The sequence below is a fragment of the Terriglobus sp. 2YAB30_2 genome (assembly GCF_052114765.1).
Classification (GTDB): Bacteria; Acidobacteriota; Terriglobia; order Terriglobales; family Acidobacteriaceae; genus Terriglobus.
In genome coordinates, this window is sequence record NZ_JBFRFJ010000004.1 from 164,108 (window position 1) to 187,582 (window position 23,475).

General features: G+C 59.0%; 17 protein-coding genes. 4 read left to right on the top strand and 13 right to left on the bottom strand.

Features of this window, described 5'->3' with window-relative positions; genetic code table 11:
- Positions 1–45: 45 nt before the first annotated feature.
- From rpoD to AB4Y89_RS08405, 3 genes are all read right to left on the bottom strand, one after another.
- On the bottom strand, positions 46–1,743 hold the full coding sequence (gene rpoD, locus AB4Y89_RS08395) for an RNA polymerase sigma factor RpoD (RefSeq protein ID WP_442300648.1): 1,698 nt from the start codon (positions 1,741–1,743) through the stop codon (positions 46–48).
- A 451-nt stretch (positions 1,744–2,194) separates the two neighbouring features.
- Complete coding sequence (locus tag AB4Y89_RS08400) at positions 2,195–4,444, bottom strand: glycoside hydrolase family 31 protein (RefSeq protein ID WP_442300465.1); 2,250 nt, start codon at positions 4,442–4,444, stop codon at positions 2,195–2,197.
- 106 nt (positions 4,445–4,550) lie between these two features.
- Positions 4,551–4,931, bottom strand: coding sequence for a hypothetical protein (locus AB4Y89_RS08405; protein WP_442300466.1), 381 nt, complete (start codon positions 4,929–4,931; stop codon positions 4,551–4,553).
- Between the two features lie 201 nt (positions 4,932–5,132).
- On the opposite strand from AB4Y89_RS08405, the gene AB4Y89_RS08410 reads away from it, so the two are divergent.
- The gene (locus AB4Y89_RS08410) at positions 5,133–6,701 is read left to right on the top strand and encodes a hypothetical protein (protein WP_442300467.1); all 1,569 of its coding nucleotides are present in this window, start codon (positions 5,133–5,135) and stop codon (positions 6,699–6,701) included.
- A gap of 602 nt (positions 6,702–7,303) precedes the next feature.
- Here AB4Y89_RS08410 and acnA read toward each other — a convergent pair.
- The 3 genes from acnA to AB4Y89_RS08425 all read right to left on the bottom strand — a co-directional run bounded on the left by acnA (position 7,304) and on the right by AB4Y89_RS08425 (position 11,965).
- The gene (gene acnA / locus AB4Y89_RS08415) at positions 7,304–10,084 is read right to left on the bottom strand and encodes an aconitate hydratase AcnA (protein WP_442300468.1); all 2,781 of its coding nucleotides are present in this window, start codon (positions 10,082–10,084) and stop codon (positions 7,304–7,306) included.
- Between the two features lie 270 nt (positions 10,085–10,354).
- Positions 10,355–11,599, bottom strand: coding sequence for an RNA polymerase sigma factor (locus tag AB4Y89_RS08420; RefSeq protein WP_442300469.1), 1,245 nt, complete (start codon positions 11,597–11,599; stop codon positions 10,355–10,357).
- Between the two features lie 6 nt (positions 11,600–11,605).
- Positions 11,606–11,965 carry a YciI family protein gene (locus AB4Y89_RS08425; protein WP_442300470.1) on the bottom strand — a complete coding sequence of 120 codons (360 nt, stop codon included), beginning with the start codon at positions 11,963–11,965 and terminating at the stop codon, positions 11,606–11,608.
- A gap of 234 nt (positions 11,966–12,199) precedes the next feature.
- Here AB4Y89_RS08425 and AB4Y89_RS08430 point away from each other — a divergent pair, with 234 nt between their 5' ends.
- Together AB4Y89_RS08430 and AB4Y89_RS08435 are read left to right on the top strand one after the other, a co-directional pair.
- Complete coding sequence (locus AB4Y89_RS08430) at positions 12,200–13,822, top strand: inorganic phosphate transporter (RefSeq protein WP_442300471.1); 1,623 nt, start codon at positions 12,200–12,202, stop codon at positions 13,820–13,822.
- 150 nt (positions 13,823–13,972) lie between these two features.
- Positions 13,973–15,910: a hypothetical protein gene (locus AB4Y89_RS08435; protein WP_442300472.1), complete on the top strand. Its 1,938-nt coding sequence runs from the start codon at positions 13,973–13,975 to the stop codon at positions 15,908–15,910.
- A 234-nt stretch (positions 15,911–16,144) separates the two neighbouring features.
- On the opposite strand, the gene AB4Y89_RS08440 is transcribed toward AB4Y89_RS08435, so the two are convergent.
- From AB4Y89_RS08440 to AB4Y89_RS08455, 4 genes are read right to left on the bottom strand one after another with little or no spacing between them, the layout of a single operon-like run.
- Positions 16,145–16,891 (bottom strand): hypothetical protein, encoded by a 747-nt coding sequence (locus tag AB4Y89_RS08440; protein WP_442300473.1) that lies wholly within the window; start codon positions 16,889–16,891, stop codon positions 16,145–16,147.
- An 11-nt stretch (positions 16,892–16,902) separates the two neighbouring features.
- Complete coding sequence (locus AB4Y89_RS08445; RefSeq protein WP_442300474.1) at positions 16,903–17,640, bottom strand: hypothetical protein; 738 nt, start codon at positions 17,638–17,640, stop codon at positions 16,903–16,905.
- A complete protein-coding gene (locus AB4Y89_RS08450; protein WP_442300475.1) occupies positions 17,627–18,565 on the bottom strand; it encodes an ABC transporter ATP-binding protein in 939 nt (312 codons plus the stop codon). Before AB4Y89_RS08450 ends, AB4Y89_RS08445 begins: the two co-directional genes overlap by 14 nt.
- Positions 18,562–18,957, bottom strand: a complete 396-nt coding sequence (locus AB4Y89_RS08455) for a GntR family transcriptional regulator (RefSeq protein WP_442300476.1) — start codon at positions 18,955–18,957, stop codon at positions 18,562–18,564. Before AB4Y89_RS08455 ends, AB4Y89_RS08450 begins: the two co-directional genes overlap by 4 nt.
- Positions 18,958–19,115: 158 nt before the next feature.
- Between AB4Y89_RS08455 and AB4Y89_RS08460 the strand changes: the two genes are divergently transcribed.
- Positions 19,116–19,949, top strand: coding sequence for a hydroxypyruvate isomerase family protein (locus AB4Y89_RS08460; RefSeq protein WP_442300477.1), 834 nt, complete (start codon positions 19,116–19,118; stop codon positions 19,947–19,949).
- A 46-nt stretch (positions 19,950–19,995) separates the two neighbouring features.
- On the opposite strand, the gene AB4Y89_RS08465 is transcribed toward AB4Y89_RS08460, so the two are convergent.
- From AB4Y89_RS08465 to kdsA, 3 genes are all read right to left on the bottom strand, one after another.
- Positions 19,996–20,757 carry an alpha/beta hydrolase gene (locus tag AB4Y89_RS08465; RefSeq protein WP_442300478.1) on the bottom strand — a complete coding sequence of 254 codons (762 nt, stop codon included), beginning with the start codon at positions 20,755–20,757 and terminating at the stop codon, positions 19,996–19,998.
- Between the two features lie 150 nt (positions 20,758–20,907).
- Positions 20,908–22,269, bottom strand: coding sequence for an Nramp family divalent metal transporter (locus AB4Y89_RS08470; RefSeq protein WP_442300479.1), 1,362 nt, complete (start codon positions 22,267–22,269; stop codon positions 20,908–20,910).
- Positions 22,270–22,634: 365 nt separating this feature from the next.
- Positions 22,635–23,447: a 3-deoxy-8-phosphooctulonate synthase gene (kdsA, locus tag AB4Y89_RS08475; RefSeq protein ID WP_442300480.1), complete on the bottom strand. Its 813-nt coding sequence runs from the start codon at positions 23,445–23,447 to the stop codon at positions 22,635–22,637.
- Positions 23,448–23,475 lie beyond the last annotated feature (28 nt).

A 23,475-nucleotide genomic window follows, 5' to 3' on the forward strand; every position in this document is an offset into this window, starting at 1 on the left:
CCGCGAGCGAATCGCGGCCTTTGTCTCTATGCTAACGCGGCAGCGTTAGATCTCTTTCACGCCATCGACGAAGGCACGCAGCTTGCGGCTGCGGCTGGGATGACGCAGCTTGCGCAGCGCCTTGGCTTCGATCTGGCGGATGCGCTCGCGGGTGACCTGGAAGCTCTGGCCGACTTCTTCGAGCGTGTGCTCGGAGCCGTCTTCGAGGCCGAAGCGCATCTTGATCACGCGCTCTTCGCGCGGGGTCAGCGTGCGCAGTACCTGCGAGGTGTACTCCTTCAGGTTCACCGAGATCACGGCGTCGGACGGAGAGACGGCCATGCGGTCTTCAATGAAGTCGCCAAGGTGCGAATCTTCCTCTTCACCGATCGGCGTCTCCAGCGAGATGGGCTCCTGCGCGATCTTCAGGACCTTGCGGACCTTCGCGACCGGGATATCCATACGCTTCGCGATCTCTTCCGAGCTGGGCTCGCGGCCAAGCTCCTGCACCAGCTGACGGCTGGTGCGGATCAGCTTGTTGATGGTCTCGATCATGTGCACCGGGATACGGATCGTACGGGCCTGGTCCGCGATGGCGCGCGTGATGGCCTGACGGATCCACCAGGTGGCGTAGGTGGAGAACTTGTAACCGCGGCGGTACTCGAATTTATCGACGGCCTTCATCAGGCCGATGTTGCCTTCCTGAATCAGGTCGAGGAACTGCAGGCCGCGRTTGGTGTACTTCTTCGCGATGGAGACCACGAGACGAAGGTTGGCCTCGATCAGCTCACGCTTGGCCTTCTCCGCGTCCATGTCGCCCTGGATCATCTCGCGCTGCGTGCGCTTCAGCTCCTCGATGGTGAGGCCGGCTTCGCTCTCCAGGCGCTCCAGGTCGGTGCGGCAGTTCTTCTGCTGGCGGCGGTATTCCTTCTTCAGCTCTTCGGAACGCGATGCCTCGAACTTCTGGTCCAGCGACTTGATCTGGCGCTCCAACGTACGCATGGAGTCGACGGTCTTGTTGACCTTGTCGAGCAGGCGCTTCTTCTCAGAGTTGGTGTACTTCAGCTCGCGCACGATGCGCGTCGCCTTCACACGCTCGCGCCCGACCAGCCAGCGGTGCTTGCGCTGATCCTTGTGCGACTTCAGCTTGCCATCGGCCAGCTTGGCCGTGTACTCCTCGGCCTTCTTCTGGTGATTGGAGATAGCGTCGATCTTCTTGACGGTCGCCTTGACGCGCGACATCAGAATCTCTTCGGTCAGCTCTTCTTCGTCGAAGGTGACAACTTCCTTGATGTTGCGTACGCCGCGCTTCAGGTCGTCGCCTAGAGCGAGAATCTCGCGAATGACGATCGGCGAGCGCGAGATGGCCTTCATGACGCGCAACTGGCCGCGCTCAATGCGCTTCGCGATCTCAACTTCGCCCTCACGGGTAAGCAGCGGAACCGTACCCATCTCGCGCAGATACATGCGCACCGGGTCGTTGGTCTTCTCAAGCTGTCCCGGAGTCAGGTCAAGCTCAACGTCCTCATCCTCAGCGTCCAGATCGTAGGCATCGCGCTTGTCGAACTTCGCGTCAGGCGACAGGACATCGATACCCTGCGTATTGATCGTCGTCAGCAGGTCATCCAGATCATCTGGATTGGTCATATCACCTGGAATCAGGTCGTTCGCCTCGCCGTAGGTGAGGTAGCCCTTCTCTTTACCGGCATCGATCAGCTTATCCAGACTGTCCTGGTCTAGCGCTGTCTCTCCGAAATTATCCATTTCCTCGTTAGCCACAATGCATCCCTTCCCACGATCGAGTCGCGGGGTAAAAATATTTTCGTGTCTGGCGATTCTCGTCGACACGTATCCCGGGGTTGTTACGGGGGCTGGAAAACGGAGTAGCGGTCTAGACCGCCTGGGCCACAGCTCCTCTATTCCGCAGTGGGCGAGGGCATAGTATGGGCGCAGAATCCCAGCGAACCACAGGATACCACATTCTTTAGACGCGCTAAAGCCCTCTCAGGACTCATTTCCGTGCCCCTCCGTACGCCGGTCAAGTACTTGCAGAAGGGATGCGGCGAAGCTCCGGACGGTCGCCTCTGGAAGGCTATGAAAATGTTTCGCGCTAGAGCATTCTCCCAGTGCGGAGCTTTGGCTGTATGCGCCGTTTTCTTTCGAAGAAAAGGGCATTCGCAAATTTATCCAAAGCTACGGTATTCGGAGAAATGCTCTATTTCCACTCGATGGAGGATTCATCCGTATGGATCAGCTCGACGTAGGGTCCGGCGGTGTCCGTCAGCAGCTTTGCCGGAGCTCCGTTTACGGTTACCGACCGCACTTTGCCGAACCTCCAGCGGACGCTCACCCTGGCGGCTTTCCCCTTGATCTTCAGCGAGCCGGCGTCGCGGGTCAGCGTGCGGCCTTCGAAGTCCTCCGTCGTTTGGGCTGCCGATCCTGTAAATGGTTGAATCAGCTCATAGATACGGCGATCGTCCAGGCCCTTTGCCGTCTTGTTGCCGGATTCCTCCGAAGGCACCAGCGTCATGACGTCTTCGGGGATCTTCGCGATCACCGCTCCGGCGCGGACGTAGAGGGGCAGCACATCCATCGGCGCATCGACGACGACCGTCCTGGCGCCGGTGGCCTGCGCTCCGGTCCAGTAATTCACCCAGTCGCCCGCGGGCAGATAGACCGGCCGTTGCGTTCCTTCATGGAGCACCGGAGCCACCAGGAAGTCATCGCCGAAGAGGTATTCGTCCCGGGTTTCGCGGGCCTGCTTGTCGTCCTGGTAGTTCAGCACCAGGGCGCGCATCAGCGGCATGCCGGTTTTGTGGGCCTGCTGCGCCGCAGCGTAGCGGTAGGGGAAGAGGCTCATGTGCAGTACGGCGTACTTGCGGTAGTTTTTCAGCGCCTCGTCGCCGTAGTTCCAGGGGCCACGGTTTTTGGTGTTCAGAACCTCCATGGCGGGGGAGAAGGCAGCGACCTGCGTCCAGCGCATGAAGTTCGCCGGATCAGGCTCGGCGCCGCCGAAGTAACCGCCCAGATCGGCGGTCCACATGGCCATACCACTTAGCCCGGCGCCCAGACCCGCAGTCACGATGGTCGGCAGGCCGTCCTCTTCGGAGAAGTTGCCTTCGTTATCACCGCCCCAGAGCATGGCGATGTTGTGATCGCCAACGGTGGCGCTACGGGCGAAGAGAACACCGTTGCCCTTCATGTCCTTCTGGACCAGCTCTTCCATCGCGTTGTTGTAGAGCACGGCAAAGCGGTTACGCATCAGCCGCTGATCGGTACCGTCGGCAAACTTCACGGGACCGATGAAGTTGCCTTCTGCGTCGTCATCCTTGAAGCCATCAGCGCCAAGCTTGATGACCTTGCGGACCTGGTTCTGCCACCACTCCTTTGCAGCCGGACTGGTGAAGTCGATGATGGAGCCTTCGCCTTTCCACCACGTCCCTACATAGGGTGTGCCGTCTTCATTCTTGACGAAGTAGCCACCGGCTGCAGCTTCCTTGTAGTTGGAGCTCTCAACATCGAGCTTGTCGGCAAAGCCGGCTTCACCTGGCGTCTTGGTCTTGTTATTGATCCAGGGCGTGTGCCACAGCACCAGTTTGAAGCCGTTGTCATGGACGTACTTGATGGTGCCGCCGATGTCTGAGAACTGCTTCGGATTGAACTCGTAGCTGTTGTATCCGGTAGACCACGGTGAGTCGATCAGTTCGACGCTGGCAGGCAGACCGAGTGCGCGGGTCTTGTCTACGTCTTCGCGCACATCGCCATCGTTGCGGTGGTAATCGCGGCCAACCCACGGAGCAAAGGCCCAGTACGGTGGAAGGATGGTGCGTCCCACAAGTGCGGTGAAGCGATCGAGAATCTTTGGAAACTCCGGGCCTGTGAACAGCACAATGCGCAACCGCTCGGCGGGAACAGAGATGTTCACCTCATAGCGGTCAGCAGCGTTCATGTCGAAGACAGCTTCGGCGGTGGTGTCGACCCATAGACCATAACCAGTAGTGGACAGATAGAAGGGAATCGGCTTATACGTACCTGCGCCCTTGCTGTACGCGTTGTCCTGCGACAGATTGCGAATGACTTCATGCGTGTGGTTCAGCGTGTTGTAGTGTTCGCCGAGACCGTAGTAGCCGGCAGCGCCATCGTGAACCTGAAACTCCCAGTCGCCGACTGCATATGCAGTAGAGGTGATCTCATAGACGCCCTCACTCAACTGCTTCAGATGAAGCTTTGATGCAGCGACTGGCGATCCCTCGAAGGTGAATTCATGCAGGACCAGATCCTTGATCTCGATCGCTGTCGGCCCTGGCCGCAGGCTGGGAATCGTCAGAGCGATGGAGTCAGTGCCGCGGCGCTCAAGGCCATTCACAGGAGCTTCGCCGACACGCTGGTCGGCAACGCGCTGGTTCTGCCCAAGCGCGGCTGCGGAAAGCACAAAGATAGGAAGAAGTCTGCGAAGAGAGGTCACGCGAAGTCACTCCAGGAGCCGTTAAAGCAGAACGGCCTGCATGCTTTTTGTTTAGCGATGCAGGCCATTCTATCTGGTTCGAAACAACGCGCGATGGATGAGTCGGTTATCGGCCATAGAAGCCGTAGCCGCCGCCACGATTCATAATGTGATCCCAGCCAATGCGATAACCGCGCTCAAAGCCCATACGATATGCGTTGCGATCGCGCGGGCTCACCGGAGGACGGCGATATTCATCGCGATTGTTCGGAGTCGGCCTGCGGTGGTTCTCAAAGTCTTTCTGTGCACCATAAATGCCGTCATGGAATCCCTGACGTTGAATCTCCTGAAACTCATGAGGAGGTGCGTCCCATCCATATGCCGGGCCATATCCAGATCCATATCCAGGAGGTGGAGGCGGTGGGCCCTGTGCAATTGCTGGAGCGGCAAAGGTAGCCGTCATCATCACAGCCGCGAGAGTAAGTCCTGCAAAGCGTTTGTTCATCATTTTCTTTTCCTCCACCCGATGTACATCGAGGGCACTTGTGAATACCCGTGTTGGGATGGAGAGTTGCTGCGCGAAAGTTGGATTGAAGTTCATACATAGCGCATCGCCTCTTTGGGGAGACGATGAAGCGTGCATAAAACTCATAAAACTGCTATACAACATTGTTTGCCCCACTGGGTTAACCCGGCTACACTCGGAAATATGTCCACTGTCCAGTCTGCTGAAGGAGTTCAAGCGACCGGCGGCTTCAGCCGAATGCTGTTGGCAATATATGGTCTGCTGACCGTCGCAACATTGTCTGTTGTTCTCTGGTTCTGCCACGGAAGCTTTACCTATGCTCTGGACGATCCTTATATTCACCTGGCATTGGCCCAGCGTCTGCTGCACGGCAGCTACACCATTAACTTCGGAGAGTCCGCTTCCCCGGCGTCGAGCATCCTGTGGCCATATCTTCTGGTTCCGTTCAGCACGAGTGCCGTTCGTGTCTGGATTCCGTTGCTCTATAACATTGTCGCGGGTGCGGGATGCTGTTTCCTGCTCGGGCGTTTCTTTGACCGCTGGGATGTCCTTGTGCGGAAAGATGGAAAATCGCCATTTCTCTATCGCCTGACGGTCGCGTTTTTCATCGTGCTTGCGCTCAACCTCATTGGGTTGAGTTTTATCGGCATGGAGCACACCCTGCAGCTCCTTCTGGCAATTGCCTGCGCATACGGTGTGATGGAGGCCTATGCCGGAAGGTCTATACCGAATTTTGTGCTGGTTGCTGCCGTGCTTGCCCCGGCAATCCGGTACGAGAACCTGGCATTCACGTTAGCGATTTCACTGATTTGCTGGTTCCAGCAGAAGCGCGCTTCGGCAATTGCGATCTTCATTCTCGGCGCCGCTCCCCTGGTGCTGTTCGGTCTATACCTGAGATCCAAGGGGCTCCCATTTCTACCCACATCGGTGTTGGTTAAAGGCGCTACAGCCACAGCAACCACCAACATGAATCGCTCGATGACGAGCAACATTATGCAGATCATCAAGGGCAACCTGGAGAGCCTGATCCATCGCGGGCGCTTCCTCCTCAGCCTGGTGATTCTTGCCGCGGCGTACTTCCGTATCCGTCACGACCGTACAAAGCGAAATGCGATTCTTGCTGGTACGGCGGCGATTGTTCTTCTTCTTCTTCTCGGGCCACAAGGCTGGTTCTACCGCTACGACGCCGCCGTGAGCGGTTTCTGCCTGCTGCTTTGCATGAGTCTCATTGCTCAGTGGCGCCGCACCGCATGGATTCTGATTCTGCCGATTATCTGGTGTGTGACCTATGCTGAGGTTGTCGGACGCGTTCCTTATGCGGCCCGCTCCGTCTATCTCCAGCAGATGCAGATGCATCGTTTCGAAGAGATGTTTTATCACGAGCCTGTGGCGGTCAATGACCTGGGCTGTGTCGCCTTCGATCACGACCCGAATATCTACATCCTCGATCTGGTTGGACTAGGCTCGTTTGAGACGGCGACCCATGACAAGACTGCTGCGTTTCTTCGTTCAGTCACCAGAGAACACAATGTGAAACTCCTGATGATCTATACGAAGTGGTACCCCGATATCCCGAAAGAGTGGATCGTTGCAGGCCACATTCGTAATCTGCTGATTGCTCACCGGACAACTGCCGAGACCGCTGTTGATGTGGTTGCAACCACACCCGAAGAGGCTGAGATCGTACGAGACAAGCTAGAGCAATTCTCGCGCGTGGTTCCCGAGGGCGTCCGTATCGAGATCGTGCGATAGAGCATTTCTCCTGTAGATGTCGCTGTTTGCGCCGTTCTCCGCAAAGAAAACGGCATTCGCAGATTTTTCCAAAGCTACAGGTATCAGGAGAAATGCTTCAGTGTGGTGAGTCATTGATTAACCACACTTATTTAGGGGCAAGCGTTTTTACCATGACAGGAGATCTGGCGAATTAATGACTCACCACACCTAGATGCAAGCCCTCAGCGGCTAAAGCCGCAGCCTCCTTCTAGCTCCCTTCGGCACGGCTAAAGCCGTGCCCTTAAGCACGACATCGCGCTGCGCGCGACCGGATACAGGGGGATCGTGCTCAGCTCCGTCTTTCCGTTGCGCGTAGCGCAACCATTTCGCACCGAAGGCGCGAATGCCCTGCTTAAGGGGACGGCTTTCAGCCGTCCCGTATCAGACCTTAAGAAGAAACGCGGCTTTAGCCGCTGAGGTACACGCTTAAAGCGTTTCCCTATTGTTGGTTTCGGCGAATTATTCAGTAGGGCATTTCTCCTGTAGGTATAGTGCAGGGCCTGTAAGGGAGATACCCATGCAAAGACATAAGGCTCGGAATATTTCCGAGCCTTATGTTTAACGACCTTTCTGATGTTGTGTTATGCCTTGCCTGCAAGCTGACGGAGTACGTACTGCAGAATGCCACCGTGCTGGTAGTAGAGGATCTCCTGCGGTGTATCGATGCGGACTTGAGCCTGGATGTTCTTGACGGAACCATCCGCAGCCTTGGCATGCACCGTGATCACCTTGCCGCCGGCGAACTTCGAGTCGAGCATCGCCTTCAGTCCCGGGATGTCATAGACCTCCTCGCCAGTCAGGCCGAGCGACTCGACACACTGTCCGTGAAGGAACTGCAGCGGAAGAATGCCCATGCCTACCAGGTTCGAGCGGTGGATACGCTCGTAGCTCTCGGCGAGTACGAAGCGTACGCCCAGCAGGCGCGTGCCCTTGGCAGCCCAGTCACGCGAGGAGCCGGAACCATACTCTTTACCTGCGAGGATAGCCAGCGGCGTACTGCGTTCCGCATAGGTGACGGAGGCGTCGTAGATGGACATCTGCTCGCCCTCGGGCAGAAGACGAGTGACGCCGCCTTCGGTTCCGGGAGCCAGTTTGTTCTTCAGGCGAACGTTGGCAAAAGTGCCGCGCACCATCACCTCGTGATTGCCGCGGCGTGAGCCGTAGCTGTTGAAGTCGGCCGGCTTCACACCGTTGCTGGTGAGGTACTTTCCTGCAGGGCTGTTCAGCTTGATGGAGCCTGCAGGAGAGATGTGGTCGGTAGTGATGGAATCGCCCAGGACAGCCAGCACGCGGGCTCCGGCGATATCGGTCACCGGTTCCGGCGTTGCGGGCATGTTGTCGAAGTATGGCGCCTGGCGGATGTAGGTGGAGTCACCCTCCCATCCATAGGTGTCGCCCGAGGGGAACTTCAGGTTCTGCCAGTTGATGTCACCCTGGGAGACGGTTGAGTACTCCTTGTGGAACATGCTGCTGTCGATGGAGCTGGCGACTGTGGCAGCGACTTCTTCCTGCGACGGCCAGATGTCTGTCAGGTAGATCGGCAGGCCATCCTTGCCCTTGCCCAGCGGCTCGTTGTCGAAATCGAAGTCGATGCGGCCGGCCAGTGCGTAAGCAACCACCAGCGGCGGCGACATCAGGTAGTTGGCGCGGACGTCGGAGTTGATGCGGCCTTCGAAGTTACGGTTTCCGGAGAGTACAGAGACCGCTACCAGACCGTGATCTTCAATCGCCTTGGTGACATCGGTCGGCAGCGCACCTGAGTTTCCGATGCAGGTGGTGCAGCCGTAACCGACGGTGTTGAAGCGCAGCTTGTCCAGATACTGGGTCAGGCCCGCCTTCTCGTAGTAGTCGGTGACGACGCGCGATCCGGGAGCGAGCGAGGTCTTCACCCATGGCGGTGTGGAAAGGCCCTGCTCAACTGCTTTCTTCGCCAGCAGGCCTGCGGCCAGCATCACGCTCGGGTTGGAGGTGTTGGTGCAGGACGTGATGGCCGCAATGACAATCGATCCGTGATGGAGGTACTTGTCGACGTCCACTCCCAGGCGATCCTTGATGCTCGCAATCGGCTCGGTCGCTTTTTCGCTCTTGACCTCTTCGTCGGCGGCGAGATGACCGCCCTCGCCCTGCCAGCGAACGAGCTGGCGGTCGCCGTTCTTGTTGGAGTTGGGGCCGAAGAGTGAGGGGAGCTGCGACTTGAAGCTCTCGGCAGTGCGAGAGAGCGCAACGCGATCCTGCGGACGCTTGGGGCCGGCGACGGAGGGTTCCACCATACCGAGATCGAGGTGCATCACGGAGGAGTAGGTAGCCTCCTTCGCGTTGGCAGTGTGGAACATGCCCTGGGCCTTGTAATAGGCCTCGACCAGGGCGATCTGATCCTCGCTACGGCCGGTCAGGCGCAGGTAGTTCAGGGTCTCTGCATCGACGGGGAAGATACCGCAGGTCGCGCCATACTCAGGCGCCATGTTGGCGATGGTGGCGCGGTCAGCCAGCGGCAGACCGCTGATGCCGGGTCCGAAGAACTCGACGAACTTGCCGACGACGCCGTGCTTGCGCAGCATCTCGGTGACGGTAAGAACCAGGTCGGTGGCGGTGGCGCCCTGCTTCAGCTTGCCGGTCAGGCGGAAGCCGACGACCTGCGGCACCAGCATGGAGACGGGCTGGCCCAGCATGGCAGCCTCGGCTTCAATACCGCCCACGCCCCAGCCCAGAACGCCCAGGCCGTTGACCATGGTGGTGTGCGAGTCGGTGCCGACCAGGGTGTCGGGATAGGCGACGTTGTCGTCCGTGGTGAAGACGACCCGGGCCAGGTACTCCAGGTTCACCTGGTGGCAGATACCCATACCCGGAGGCACGGCGGAAAAGTTGCGGAAGGCGGTCTGACCCCACTTCAGGAAGGCATAGCGCTCGCGATTGCGCTGGAACTCGAGCAGCGAGTTCAGCTCATAGGCGTTGGCGGTGCCGTACTCATCCACCTGAACGGAGTGGTCGATGACCAGCTCGGCCGGCTGCAGCGGGTTGATCTTCTGCGGATCACCGCCCAGGGCCTTCATGGCATCGCGCATCGCGGCGAGATCCACGACGGCGGGCACGCCGGTGAAGTCCTGCATGAGGACGCGGGCGGGCATATAGGCGATCTCGCGGCTGGGTTCGGCGGAGCAGTCCCAGTTAACGAGGAAGTTAATATCGTCGGCGGTGACGGAGACTCCGTCTTCGCGGCGGAGCAGGTTCTCAAGCAGGATCTTCAGCGAGAACGGAAGCCGGGTGAGCTGGACGGTGTGCAGTGCGTCAAGACGGTAGTAGGTGTAGCTCTTGCCGCCTGCGGTCAGTGTGGCTTTTGCGCCAAAGCTATTGACGGTGCTCATGGTATCGGGTCCTCAAGTGGCGCCTCGAAAGGGCGCGGGTTTCCGCAGATCGCACGGTCCAAGGGGGCGATCTGCAAGCGTAGGAAGCGTAACAAATCTACAGGAAAAGGAGGGTTACAGGAGGATGCGGCCGCGGTCGTGTTTTCCGCGGCGGAACCGCTTCAGGATGAAGGGGCTGCACATGGCGATTATTGTAGCTCCGGCAACTTTCAGAAGGGAATGACCCTCGGGGATATGGAACATCCAGTGGGGCACGAAGGTATGGTCATCTCAAGCTGGCAATGCGTTTGCTAAGAAATCGTTGTTCTTCTTTTGAACACACCAGACCGAGTGCCCGTTCATAGGCGGCGGCAGCTTCCGCGCGCCGGTCGAGCCGACGCAGCAGTTCCCCTTTGCCGCATAGAAGTGGCCATAGCATTTCAGATCGCCGCGCTCTTCGATCTCAGCCAGCAACCTGAGTCCCGCCTCTTCTCCATAGGCCATGGCAACGGCGGCTGCGCGGTTGAGCTCGATGATCGGTGTGGGCTGTTGACGATAGAGCAGGGTATAGAGCGCTGCAATCTGTGGCCAGTCGGTCGCCGAGGCTGTCTGTGCCTGCGCATGCAGGGCAGCAATGGCTGACTGCAGCGCATAGGGGCCTGGAGGCCCTTGCCGCAGGGCTTCTTCGACGAGCACCAGACCTTCGTCGATCTGTGTGCGGTTCCAGAGACCGCGGTCCTGCTCCTCCAGAAGGATGATGTCCCCTTCGGCGGAGAGACGGGCCGCCGCGCGGGAGTCCTGTAATAAGAGCAGTGCCAGTAGCCCGGTCAGTTCGGCCTCGGCGGGCATCAGCCGATGTAGCAGCCGGGCCAGGCGGATGGCCTCCGCGGCGAATTCCCGGTTGTTGTGGGTGTAGCCCTCGTTGAAGACCAGGTAGACGGTCAGCGCTACGGCGGAAATCCGCTGCGGTAGATCCTCATGCGACGGAACCCGGTAGGGGATGCCGGCGTCGCGGATCTTCAGTTTGGCGCGGACGATGCGCTGTTGCATGGTGGTGACCGGCGCTAGAAATGCGCGGGCGATTTGCTCCGTCTCTAAGGAGCACAGCGTGCGCAGTGTCAGGGCGACCTGGGCCTCCTGCGAGAGCGCCGGGTGGCAGCAGGTAAAGATAAGGCGGAGCAGATCGTCTTCGATCGGCTGCTCTGCCCGAAGCATCGCGGCCTCCTGCGCCGGCACATCATGCTCGCAAGGTTGCAGGAAGTGCATCAGTTCGGTCTGTTTGTCCGCAAAGCTCGCACGGCGGCGGATCAGGTCGAGCGCCTTGTGCCGTGCGGTCGAGATCAGCCAGGCCCGGGGATTGGCAGGCAGGCCATCGATCGGCCATTGCCGGAGGGCGATGGTGAAGGCTTCCTGGGTAACCTCTTCGGCCAGATCGAAGCTGCCGAGCAGGCGGATCAGCGTGGCCAGGACCCGGGCAGCCTCTTCGCGATAGATGGTCTCGAAGTCGGCCTGCCCGGTTTCCGTCGGTAGCGGCATAGTGGCTTAGTTCTGGTCCTTACGCTCGACCAGGGGACGGACCTCGATCGATCCGGTACGGGCGGAGGGAATGCGGGCGGCGATGGCGACGGCCTCGTCCAGATCGGACGCTTCCACCATATAAAAACCGCCGAGCTGCTCCTTCGTCTCCGCAAACGGACCGTCCGTGACCGTCTGCTTGCCATCCTTAATCCGAACGGTGGTGGCCTGCGCTACCGGATGAAGCTGACGGCCGGCGAGAAGATGGCCGGAATTTTTCAGCGACTGCGTCAGACCACCGTATTCGGAATACATATCAACAAGTTGAGCCGGGGGCAGGGCGTTGAGCTTGGCTTCGTTGTCATAGATCAGCAGCAGATATTGCATGGGTTCCAGGCCTCCATTTGCCTGTCTGCGGGTTAATCGAACGCGCCGCACGTGGATCGACAGGTATGACGCAAAGATGGAGAGGAAATTTCGAAGTTTTTCCCCACTTCACAAGAAGTGGTGCAAATTCTTTGCTTTTAACGTTTCTGTAACAATCCCGTAGCCTTCGACATTGGCGGGATTGGTACTATCCATGTGGCGGCTTGTCCAAGGCGAGCGCGTCGGAGTGTATTTGTGACGGTAGCCGTCAAAGAAGGCGTTGGTCAATCCGCTGCTTTACAGGCCAAACTCAAACGCTCCCCAGGCAAAAAGAGCTTCGTTGTCTTCGGCGCCATTATTTTGGCGGGAGTTGTGTACGCCGGGGTTCATGTTGCCAACGACCTGAGCCGCGTTCACAATATCAGCGGATGGCCCTACATCCTGCTCGGTATCGCCCTCCTCGTCGCTCTCGGTTTTGAGTTCGTCAACGGCTTTCACGACACTGCCAATGCCGTAGCCACCGTCATCTATACTCATTCGCTTGATCCGCATGTTGCCGTGATCTGGTCTGGTATCTGGAACCTGATCGGCGTTCTCACCTCCTCGGGCGGCGTCGCTTTTGCGGTCCTCTCACTGCTTCCTATTGAGATCATTCTGAAAGCCGGTTCCGGCGCGGGATTTGCCGCGGTCTTTGCTCTGCTGCTTGCGGCGATCACCTGGAACCTGGGCACCTGGGCGCTTGGCCTTCCGGCCTCCAGCTCGCACACTCTGATCGGATCGATGATTGGCGTCGGTATCGCCAACCAGTTGATGAACGGCTCCAACGGAGCCAGCGGCGTGGATTGGGGCCAGGTGGCCAATGTCTTCCGTGCGCTCTTCATCTCCCCGATCGTCGGCTTCTCGTTCGCGGCGTTGATGCTCATCATTCTGAAGCAGGTGGTGAAGGACCAGCAGCTCTACGAGGCGCCGGTCGGCAATGACCCGCCTCCGTTCTGGATCCGCGTCCTGCTTATCCTTACCTGCACCGGCGTCAGCTTCGGGCACGGATCGAACGACGGTCAGAAGGGCATGGGACTTATCATGCTGATTCTGATCGGTACGGTTCCCACGGCGTATGCGCTGAACCATGCTCTCGGCTTCTCGCAGACGCAGGACTTCGTTGCTGTCAGCGAGTCGGCCGCGCGCGTCTTCCAGCACTATGCCCCGCAAGGCATCGAGGTGAATGATGCCAGGACAGTGCTGACCGCATACATCCGCTCCAAGGAACTGGTGCCCGACGTCATTCCGGCGGCGCGGCGTATGGCGGATGAGATCACTCACCAGGTCGCCCCGCACCATCAGCTCGCCGACGTTCCGGATGACCAGCAGCGCAACGTCCGCAACGATATGTATGTCGAGGGCGAGACCATCCGCCTGCTGTCCAAGTCGAACGAGGAAAAGGGTGTTCCGCCCTTCACCGCCGCCGATAAGGAGACGCTGAAGAACTACGAAGACCACCTCGATCACGCGACCAAGTTTATTCCTGTCTGGGTGAAGGTTGCTGTTGCTCTGGCTCTCGGGTTAGGAACCATGGTTGGATGGCGCCGCATCGTTATTACGGTGGGTGAGCGCATCGGTAAGGAACATCTCACCTACGCGCAGGGTGCTTCGGCAGAGATTGTCGCCGCGGCGACCATCATCGCAGCGGATCGCTTCCATCTGCCGGTGAGTACGACCCACGTGCTGAGCTCAGGCGTGGCCGGAACCATGCTGGCCAATGGCAGCGGCCTGCGTATGCAGACGATCCGCAATATCCTGCTGGCGTGGCTCTTCACCCTGCCGGCGGCGGCCTTTATTGCGGGCAGTATTTACTACGGACTTCGTCTCTTCGTGAAGTAAACCCCGGCAACACCGTTTGCAACAAAAAGATGCGGCAACGTGTGCGAGCCAGGGTGTGTCTATCTATGGGTACCAGCCGGGCGGTGAGAAAGATCCGGTATGAAGAGGTGACCTATGGGTGGGAACGGAAATACTCTCAGAATCAGTGTGATGGCGGCGTTCTTGGCATTGCCGCTGGCCGGTTGCCGGGGTAGCGTGCAGGCGGCGCTGCAGGAGCCGGGTGCGGGGAATCCTGCCGACTCCAACATGGCCCAGYCCATCCAGGGAAACAGCCAGCAGAATGAGGCGGTGAGTCAGGCGCAGAGCTACCAGAACGGTCAGCCGACTGCGCAGACCTATCAGCCTGCCCAGACGGCACAGCCCGCGTATCAGAATCCCAATGCGCAATACCCAAACCAGGATCCGAATGCGCAATATCAGGATCCCAATCAAGGGCAGTACGCCAACGACCAGGGTCAGAACGACGACGATAGCTATCAGCAGGGCGCGGATGCGCTCGATGAGGCTGTCGCCGACAATCCGCCGCCTGCGCTGCCGGAGTATGAGCAGCCCGAGGCTCCCGGACCGGACTACATCTGGACGCCTGGTTACTGGTACTACGCTGATACCGGCTACTACTGGGTGCCGGGTGCGTGGGTATACCCGCCATATACTGGCGCGCTCTGGACCCCCGGCTACTGGGGCTGGCATGGCGGCCACTACCGCTTCTACCGCGGCTACTGGGGACCGCACATCGGTTTCTACGGCGGCATTAATTATGGCTTCGGCTACATCGGTTTCGGCTATCAGGGCGGTTACTGGAATGGACCGCACTTTTACTACAACCGTGTGTGCAACCGTGTTCCTCCGCGGGTGACCTACGTCTACCAGCGCAATGTTACGGTGATCAACAACACGTACATCAACAACACACGTGTGGCGTACTACGGTGGGCGTGGCGGTATCAACCGTCCGCCGGCTCAGCAGGAGCGCTTCGCCTATCGCGAGCAGCATGTGCGCCCGATGACGCAGCAGGTCGCCGTACAGCACGAGGCGATGCAGAACCGCAATGCGTTCTTCGCGGCGAATCGTGGACGTCCGCAGGTTGTCGCCGTGAATCGTCCGCTGCAGGCCGATCATGGCTTCCAGCGTCCGGCTCCGAATGCAGTGAACCCGCAGTGGGCGGCCCGTCAGCAGATGGTGCAGCAACGCCAGCAACAACAGCAACAGCCTAACCAGCAACCGCAGAGTCAGGCGGTCCGTGGCGGCTTCGGACGGAACCCCGGCCTGGTGGCTCCGGGACAGAATCCGAATGGGCAGCAGCAGAACATCAATCGCGGCGGCTTCGATCAGCAGCGTCAGCAGGAGCAGCAGCGAGTGCAGGAACAACAGCGCCAGCAGCAGATGATGCAACAGCGTCAACAGACGCAACAGCAGCAGCCCAACCAGCAATCGCAGAATCAGGCGGTGCGCGGCGGCCTCGGGCGGAATCCTGGCCTGGTGGCTCCGGGACAGAATCCGAACGGGCAGCAGCAGAACATCAACCGCGGCGGCCCTGACCAGCAGCGTATACAGGACCAGCAGCGTGTTCAGGAGCAGCAGCGTCAGCAGCAGATGATGCAACAGCGTCAACAGACACAGCAGGAGCAGATGCAGCAGCGTCAGCAACAACAGATGCAGGAACAGCAGCAGCGTCAGGCCGATCAGCAACGCCAGATGCAGCAACGTCAGCAGGTGGATCAGCAGCGTCAGCAACAACCGCAGCAGCAACGCCAGCAGGAGATGCAGAACCAGCAGCGTGTGCAGGAACAACAGCGTCAGCAGCAGATGATGCAGCAGCGGCAGGCTGACCAGCAGCGGCAGATGCAGCAACAACAGCAAATGCAGCAACAACAACGCCAGCAGGAGCAGCAACGCCAGCAACAGATGCAACAGCAGCAGCGTCAGCAGATGGACCAACAGCGCCAGCAGCAGATGCAGCAAATGCGGCAAGAGCAACAGCAGCAACGCCAGCAACAACCGCAGCAGCGAATGGAAACCCCGCGCCCACAACAGGGAGGCGGACATCCTGACCAACCGCGTGGTGGCGAACACGGCCACGGACGGTAGTTGTTGGATAATGCAAGCAGAGAATGGGGAGGCTAAGGGGCCTCCCCATTCTTTTAGTTATGCTGACATAACAAGAACCTGCCGTCCGTTCGCATCGCAAGGTGCGAATGTTTGCTTAAGAGGACGGCTTCAGCCGTCCCGCACCAATAGCCAATAGAGCGGGGCTTTTAGCCCCTGAGGGCCGATGGGCCGGTCTATCCGCAACTCTGAATAAAGTTGGGAGCTGCCGGCAGGCTATAGAGCTTGTTTCGTTGTGACGAGTCCGCTTACGACGAGCAATATAGTGGCCGCGATGAAAAATCCCGCAATTGGTGCTATCGCGTAAGAGTTTGTCCAGAGCATCGTGCTGCGGTCGAGGTAGTGGGGTAAGAGGCCGCTCATGAAGTCGGCTACATGCAGATGAAAGGGGCTGAGGCTGGGAAGGCGAGCTGCTGCGAGATAAAAGATGTAAGCGAGGTAGGCGACGGCAAGCGAGACGTATTCACTGGGGAAGAGTACGGATGCGAGCAATGAGATGGCGTAGGTGAAGATACCGCCCACGGCCCAGAGCGGGATGAAGCGCAGGGAGTAGTTCAACGGAAGCTGCTGGCCGACCAGATGCGATGCGCCAGTGATGACGAGCGACGGGATCATCGCGAGAGCAAGTACCTGCAGCAGGCCGAGTGCAGCACGTGAGGCGATCAGGCTGAGGCGGCTGGCGGGAAGCGCGAGCGTGAAGCCCAGCGTGTTCTGCTTGCGTTCGCGCTGGAGCCCGCCGAGTCCCAGGAGGAGGCAACTGAGTTGCAGTATGCCGCGTGTGGCACCACCGAAGATGGTCCAGTGAATGTATTGCGTGTAATTGTGGATGCGCGGTTGTGCATGCACGACGATCGGATAGAGGCGACTCTGAAAGAGTGTGTAAATCAGGCACATCAGAGTGATGGCGGCGCTGCTGATCAGGAATCGAAGGCTGCTTTCGCGCCAGGCTTTGTACCAGAGCATAGGTACTCTCCTTAGAAATCGAGCGGCTGGATACGCCGCGCGGCAAGAAGGATGAAGGTTGCACTGACGGCAAGCATAGCGGCCAGTGTAAGCCAGGGAAGCGGAGCGGCGAGCAGATGCTGGGCTTCATTGAAGAAGGGCATGTCCTCGCCATTGATGACATGGAAGATATTGAGCATTGGTATGCGTGCGAGCCAGGGAAGATTGAGCAGCACCCCGTAAAGCATGAGCGAGGGAATAGCAAGCAGTACGGCAATGTAGTCGCCTTCGAACCGGTGAGCGAGGAGGAAGGTGAAGCCATAGAAGACTGCTCCGCAACCGGCCCAGAGAGCGAAGAAGCCGCAGGTCTGCGCGACGGGGTAGTACTCGCCGATGTAACGCGAAGCCATCGGCAGGGCGAAGACGGGTACAGCGGCAATCATGAGTACGCCGCAATAGCCCATGACGGCGCGGGTGATGACGACGTGTCGCCTGCTGACGGGCAGTGAGAGGGTGAAGCCCGAGGTGCCGTGCCCACGCTCCTGCAGCAGACCGCCGGAACCCAGGATGACAGAGAGGATAAGGAAGATATCGCGGCCGATGCTGTTGTAGACCGACTTCCAGATGTAGGCAATGTAAGTCATGGGTGCATCGGTGCTGGCGCGCATGGCCTGCTGATAGAAAACGATGAGCACGCAGGCGGCGGCCATCGCGGCAGAGCCGACGAGAGTGACGGTGCGGATCTCGCGGAGGGATTTATACCAGAGCATCTTCGCGCTCCAGATGGCGCTGCTGGTCCTGCCGGTTCCGTTCCTGCACAGTCTCAAGGAATATCTCGCGCAGATTGACGGGTGAGACGGCAATATCGACAGCACCATGCTCACGGCCCATCTGTGCGATGGCGTCGGCGTTGCTGCTGGCAAGAATGGTGATCTGGCGGCCTTCGCTGCGCATCTTCTGTACGCCGAGGATGGACTGAAGCTGTGGTGCGGGATTGGGGAAGCCGAGCGAGATGCGGCGATAGTTCTCACGAATCTGCTCAAGCGACATATCAAGCACGGCAGTGCCGCGGTCGATCATGAGGATGTCATCGGCGATACGCTCGACCTCGGAGAGCTGATGCGAGGAGAAGAAGACGGCAGTGCCATTTGCGGGTGCGCTGACAAGCGTCTGCAGGAGTTCTTCGATCGAGACAGGGTCGAGGCCCTCGGTGGGCTCGTCAAGGATGAGGAGCGCCGGATGACGTGAGAGTGCAAGCAGCAATGCCAGCTTGGTGCGCATGCCTTTGGAGAGCGCTTTGACCTTGCGGTTGGAGGGAAGGCGGTATTCGGCAAGGAGCCGCCGTTCGGTATCGGCTTGCCAGTCGCGATAGAAGGAGCGGGTGAAGCGAATAAGCTCGGCGACGGTCATATAGCCATAAAGGCCCTTGTCTTCGCCGACGTAGGCGATGCGGCGGCGGATCTCAATGCTCTGTTTGGGTTCATCGATGCGGTAGCCGAGAACGGAGCCGCAGCCGGAGGAGGGCTGAATCATGCCGAGGAGCATCTTGATGGTGGAGCTTTTGCCCGCTCCGTTGCGGCCCAGAAAGCCGGTGATGCGCTCGGCGCGGACGCTGAGGTTGAGATGGTCGACTGCACGGAAACTGCCATAGTTCTTGGTGAGTTCGCTGGTCTGGATGACACGCTCGGGAATCATGGCTTCCTCGCGGTGACGGTGGAGTGGATGAGCTGGGCCTCGAAGAGACGCCGAATCTCATCGGCGGAGAAATCGTCGTCGAGCATCTCTTCAACGAGACCACGGACGCGAGTCTGTGCCTTGAGCAGCTTGGCGGCGCGTAGCTTACCACTGCGCGGCGCGGAGATGTAAGCGCCGGAGCCATGGCGCAGTTCGAGCAGGCCTTCGTGCTGCAGCTCCATGTAGGCTTTGGCGACGGTGTTGTGGCTGATGACAAGCTCTTCGGCGAGCGTACGGATACTGGGCATGAGGTCGCCGTCCTGTAGAACGCCGGTCTCGACAGCATGACGCACCTGCTCCATGAGCTGGAGATAGAGAGGATGACCGGAGGCCGGGTTGAGGCGAAAGATCATGCCGCAAACTGTACCACAGTATTGGTACAGAGTGTCAATCTGAGTCTTAATAAAAGGAATCAGAGACAGCGGTAACGTGATGTTGGCTTCTCGTTTGAGTCGGAAACGTGTAGCCCGATACACTCATCTTCGCTACAGATTCCGCCTTTGAGCGCTCTATGAACCTCTTCACCCCCCAGACGCCGGCTCTTTCCGCCTCGAAGTTCTCCTGCGAGATCCACATGCTAAAGCTGCCCTCGTACGACCGCTGTATTGAAGTCATCGCCGAGGCGGGCTACCAGGGGGTGGAGCTTATCGGATACTTCCAGAAGTGGACACCCGAGGAACAGCGGCGCATTCTGGCGAAGATGCGATCCCTCGACGTAGTAATCGATATGTTGAGCGGACTTCAGGCGAGTTTTGCGATTCCGGGGCAATCTGAAGAATTTGCGACGAGTGTGACAGAACACTGCCGCATTGCCAAGGGGCTCGAATGCCCTCAGATCAACATCAAATCCGGCAAGAAGCTACCGGGCGTCAATCCGCAGGTGCAATATACCGCCGCTGTCGAAAATCTGCTGCGTGCCTCCGACATTGCAGACAAGCAGGGAATCAATATCGTGATTGAGCCAATTGATCTGATTGAGAACCCCACCATCTTCCTTACGTCAGTGAAGGAGGGCTTTGAGATTGTGCGCGCGGTAAACCGTCCCAACGTGAAAGTGTTGTACGACTTCTATCACGAGCAGCGCGGTGGCGGAAACCTGATCGAGAAGCTCGAAGCAAATATCGAGTGGGTGGGGCTGGTTCACGTCGCGGATGTTCCGGGTAGGAATGAACCGGGAACCGGTGAAATCGACTACACCAACATCTATCGCAGCTTAGGGAAGCTGAATTACAACCGCGTCATCGGGATGGAATACGCACCTACTACGGATCCGGTGGCCTCCTTACGGAAGGCGAGACTTGATGCACAGAAGGCGCTAGCTGAGGGGCGCGGCGCTAAGATGTGATTCGTGCCTGCATGCGAGCTCAATTGCCCGCGGTGCACTTTACTATTCACCCCAGATGTTTCCGGAACCAAATCACCAGTTTCTCCGTGACCTGCGGCCAGACGGCGTGCATGTCGTGCGGTGCTTCGGGAAATACTTCCAGTACTGATCCCTCTGGCAGCCGATGAATTCCCTCGTGTGAGGTGGCTGCAAGCATGCGCTCCTCATCGTCGCCTCCGCCGTGAATCAGCAGAACCGGCACAGTGATAGGGCTCAACAACTCTTCCGAAGAGAACGTACTGAAGCTATCCATTAACGCCTGTGACGCGAGCACAACAGGCCTGCGCTCTGACTTTGACGGCACGGGCATGATGCCGGTGCGACGCAGTTTATTGACCGCTGTCTGCGGAAAGAACTCGTCGAAGTTGTAATGCACCGGTCCCGTAGCCGCTCCGGTCGTAGCAAGCGCCTTGATCTCCGGCGTGAACGACCACAGCGAGATGGTTCCTCCGAGCGAGTGCCCATAGAGCCCAATGTGCGTGAATCCCCTCTGCTGCAGGAAACGGATCGCGGAGCGAAGGTCGTCGCGCAGGCCTTCAGGTGTGAGCGTGTCATCGTCCGACTCTCCACAGCCGGCAAAGTCGTATCGCAGTGTGGAGATGCTTGCAGCATTCAGTGCAGCAGCCAATGCAGGCAGGCGTCCGCGTCCATTACGGTCGCTGGCGAAGCCATGCGAAAGGATGACGATATGGGTGGGGCTGGCAACGGCCAGGTCACCGACGAGAGTGAGGGTGCGCCCGTTTGCAAACGTGATACGCGTTTCCAACATGACTCTAGCTTAGCGGCAGTGCTTCATGCCTGGGGACTAGAGCAATTCTCCTAATACTGTAGTGTTGGATAAATCTGCGAATGCCGTTTTCTCCGAAGGAAAACGGCGCAAATAGTCAAAGCTTCGCTCTACACCTTTAGGAGAAATGCTCTAGCGAACAAATGTCTGCCACAACAGCAGCGCATTCAAACTCACGATGATCGTCACGATCAACCAGCCGGTGTACTTCGTCCGTTTCCGGTTGGCGAAGCTGTTCATCACATCGGGGCGGCTGGTGAGCAGAAGCAGCGGCACCAGAGCGAAGGGAAGGGCAAAGCTCAGGACCACCTGCGAGAGGATCAGGATCTTCAGCGGATCGAGGCCGAGACCGATGACCACCAACGCCGGAATGATCGTCAGAAAACGGCGCAGGAAGATGGAGAACTTGACGTTGAGAAAACCTTCCAGCACCACCTGGCCGGCCATGACACCGACCGTTGAGGAGGAGAGACCGGAGCACAGCAGGGCCACGGCAAAGACCGTCGCCGAGATGCCGCCGAGCAACGGGCCCAGCGTATGGTGCGCATCTTCGATGCTGGCTACCGGCGCCAGGCCGCGAGCGGCAAAGCTGGCGAAGGCTCCGGCGGCCATGATGATCATTGCTGAGTTGATCAGCCAGGCGCCGTTCATGGCGACGAAGACGTCTACCAGCTCGAAGCGGAGATAGCGTGACCGGAAGAGCCTTCCCGGAAGGCCGGAACGATGGGTGGCCTGCTTGATGCGGGGCTGCACCAGGGCGGAGTGCAGATAGACCACATGCGGCATTACGGTAGCGCCCAGCATGCCCACGGCGACGTAGATGCTGCCGTGCAGATCTGTGCGATCAAAGGATGGAACCAGCGCGTGGAAGGCTGCGAGCTTCCAGTCCGGGTGCACCAGGAAGATCTCGATGGCGTAGCAGATACCGATCACACCGACGAAGGCCATGATGCCCCACTCCAGGAAGCGGAAGCCGGCAAGGTCGAGCGCAAGGATCAAGAAGACGCAGACCGTGGTGAGCATCGCTGCGGCAAACATCACACCGGTGCGCGACCATCCATGCTCCAGCAGCGCGGGTCCAAAGAGCAGATAGAAGCCCAGTGCCGCTCCCAGAAACTCCGCCAGATCGGTAGCCAGGGCGGCGATCTCCGCCGCCACCCACAGGAAGATGTTGGTGCCGCGCGAGTAGGTTTTGCGGCAGTTCTGGGGGAGGGTAAGACCGGTCACGATGCCCAGCTTGGCCGACAGGTACTGGATAAGGATGGCCATGACATTCGACCACAGAAGGACCCACAGCAGGCGATAGCCGTAGCGGGTTCCGCCGTCGATGTTGGTGGCGAAGTTGCCGGGATCGATGTAGGCCACCGAGGCCACGAATGCCGGACCAAAGTACGTCCACAGCTCGCTGCGCTTCAGCTCCGGCAGCAGGCGGAAACGCCCATGCGGGGCCGTCTCAGTTGCAGGCGTCTCCGGGTTGGTCTGAGTCTCGATCACGAATCCTTAGGCAAACCTAATTTAGGCTTGCCTAATTCTAGCACCGAGACGTTTTTGTTTGTCATCCGCGAAATATTGCTTTTCCATTTTCCTGATACAGGAATTTAAGATGGCTTGATAGAGTTCGGAAGCCCATACCTTGGGTGCCCCATCCATCGCATCGCGATGGATGGGACATTCGCGCTATGCACGAATCAGGCGGGAGGACATGGGAAAAGGCGTGGGCTCTCAGCCCGCGGTCTATCGGCTCAATAAAAGGCTTTAAACCTGGGCTTCTTATTCTTTTTCAGCGGGCTGGAGCCCGCTGAACACTCCAGCCAGCAAGGCTAGCCGGGGACTCCCGCCGAATTATCTTTGAAGAATTCTTAGGGCTGCACAGCCTGATGCACTGCCAGTAGCTGCTCCAGCACCTGCTTCAAGTGATTCAGATGCAATGCATTGGCTCCGTCGCTCTTGGCGTTCGGCGGGTCGTCATGGACCTCCAGGAAAACGCCGTCAACACCTGCGGCCACGGCTGAGCGCGCGAGTACGGGAATGAACTCCGGCTGACCACCGCTGACGCCGTTGGCGGCTGAGGGCGTCTGCACGGAATGCGTTCCATCGAAGACCACGGGGGCAAAGCCGCGCATGATTGGCAGCGAGCGCATATCGACGACGAGGTTGTTGTAGCCGAAGCTGGCGCCGCGCTCGGTCAGGAAGACGCGTTCATTGCCGCTCTCGCGGATCTTTTCCGCGGCGTGCCGCATGTCCTGCGGGGCGACGAACTGGCCCTTCTTCACGTTGATGGCCCGGCCGGTCTCGGCTGCTGCAATCAGCAGGTCAGTCTGCCGGCAGAGGAAAGCGGGAATCTGCAGCACATCTACCGACTCGGCTACCGGAGCACAGTCCTGTGGTGTATGTACATCCGTCAGCACGGGCAAACCGTGTGCTTCGCGCACGGCCTTCAGGATGCGGCAGCCTTCTGCCAGGCCGGGGCCGCGAAAACTCTTGATGGAGGTGCGGTTGGCCTTGTCGTAGCTGGCCTTGAAGATATAAGGAACGCCGAGGTCGGAGGTAATGCGCTGAATCGCATCCGCCATCTTGCGGACGTGGGCCTCGCTCTCGATGACACATGGGCCTGCGATCAGAAAGAGCTTGCCGCCGCCGACTCGAACTCCGGAGAGATCAAAGGAACTCATACTTCTTAGGATTGGAACACAAGTATCG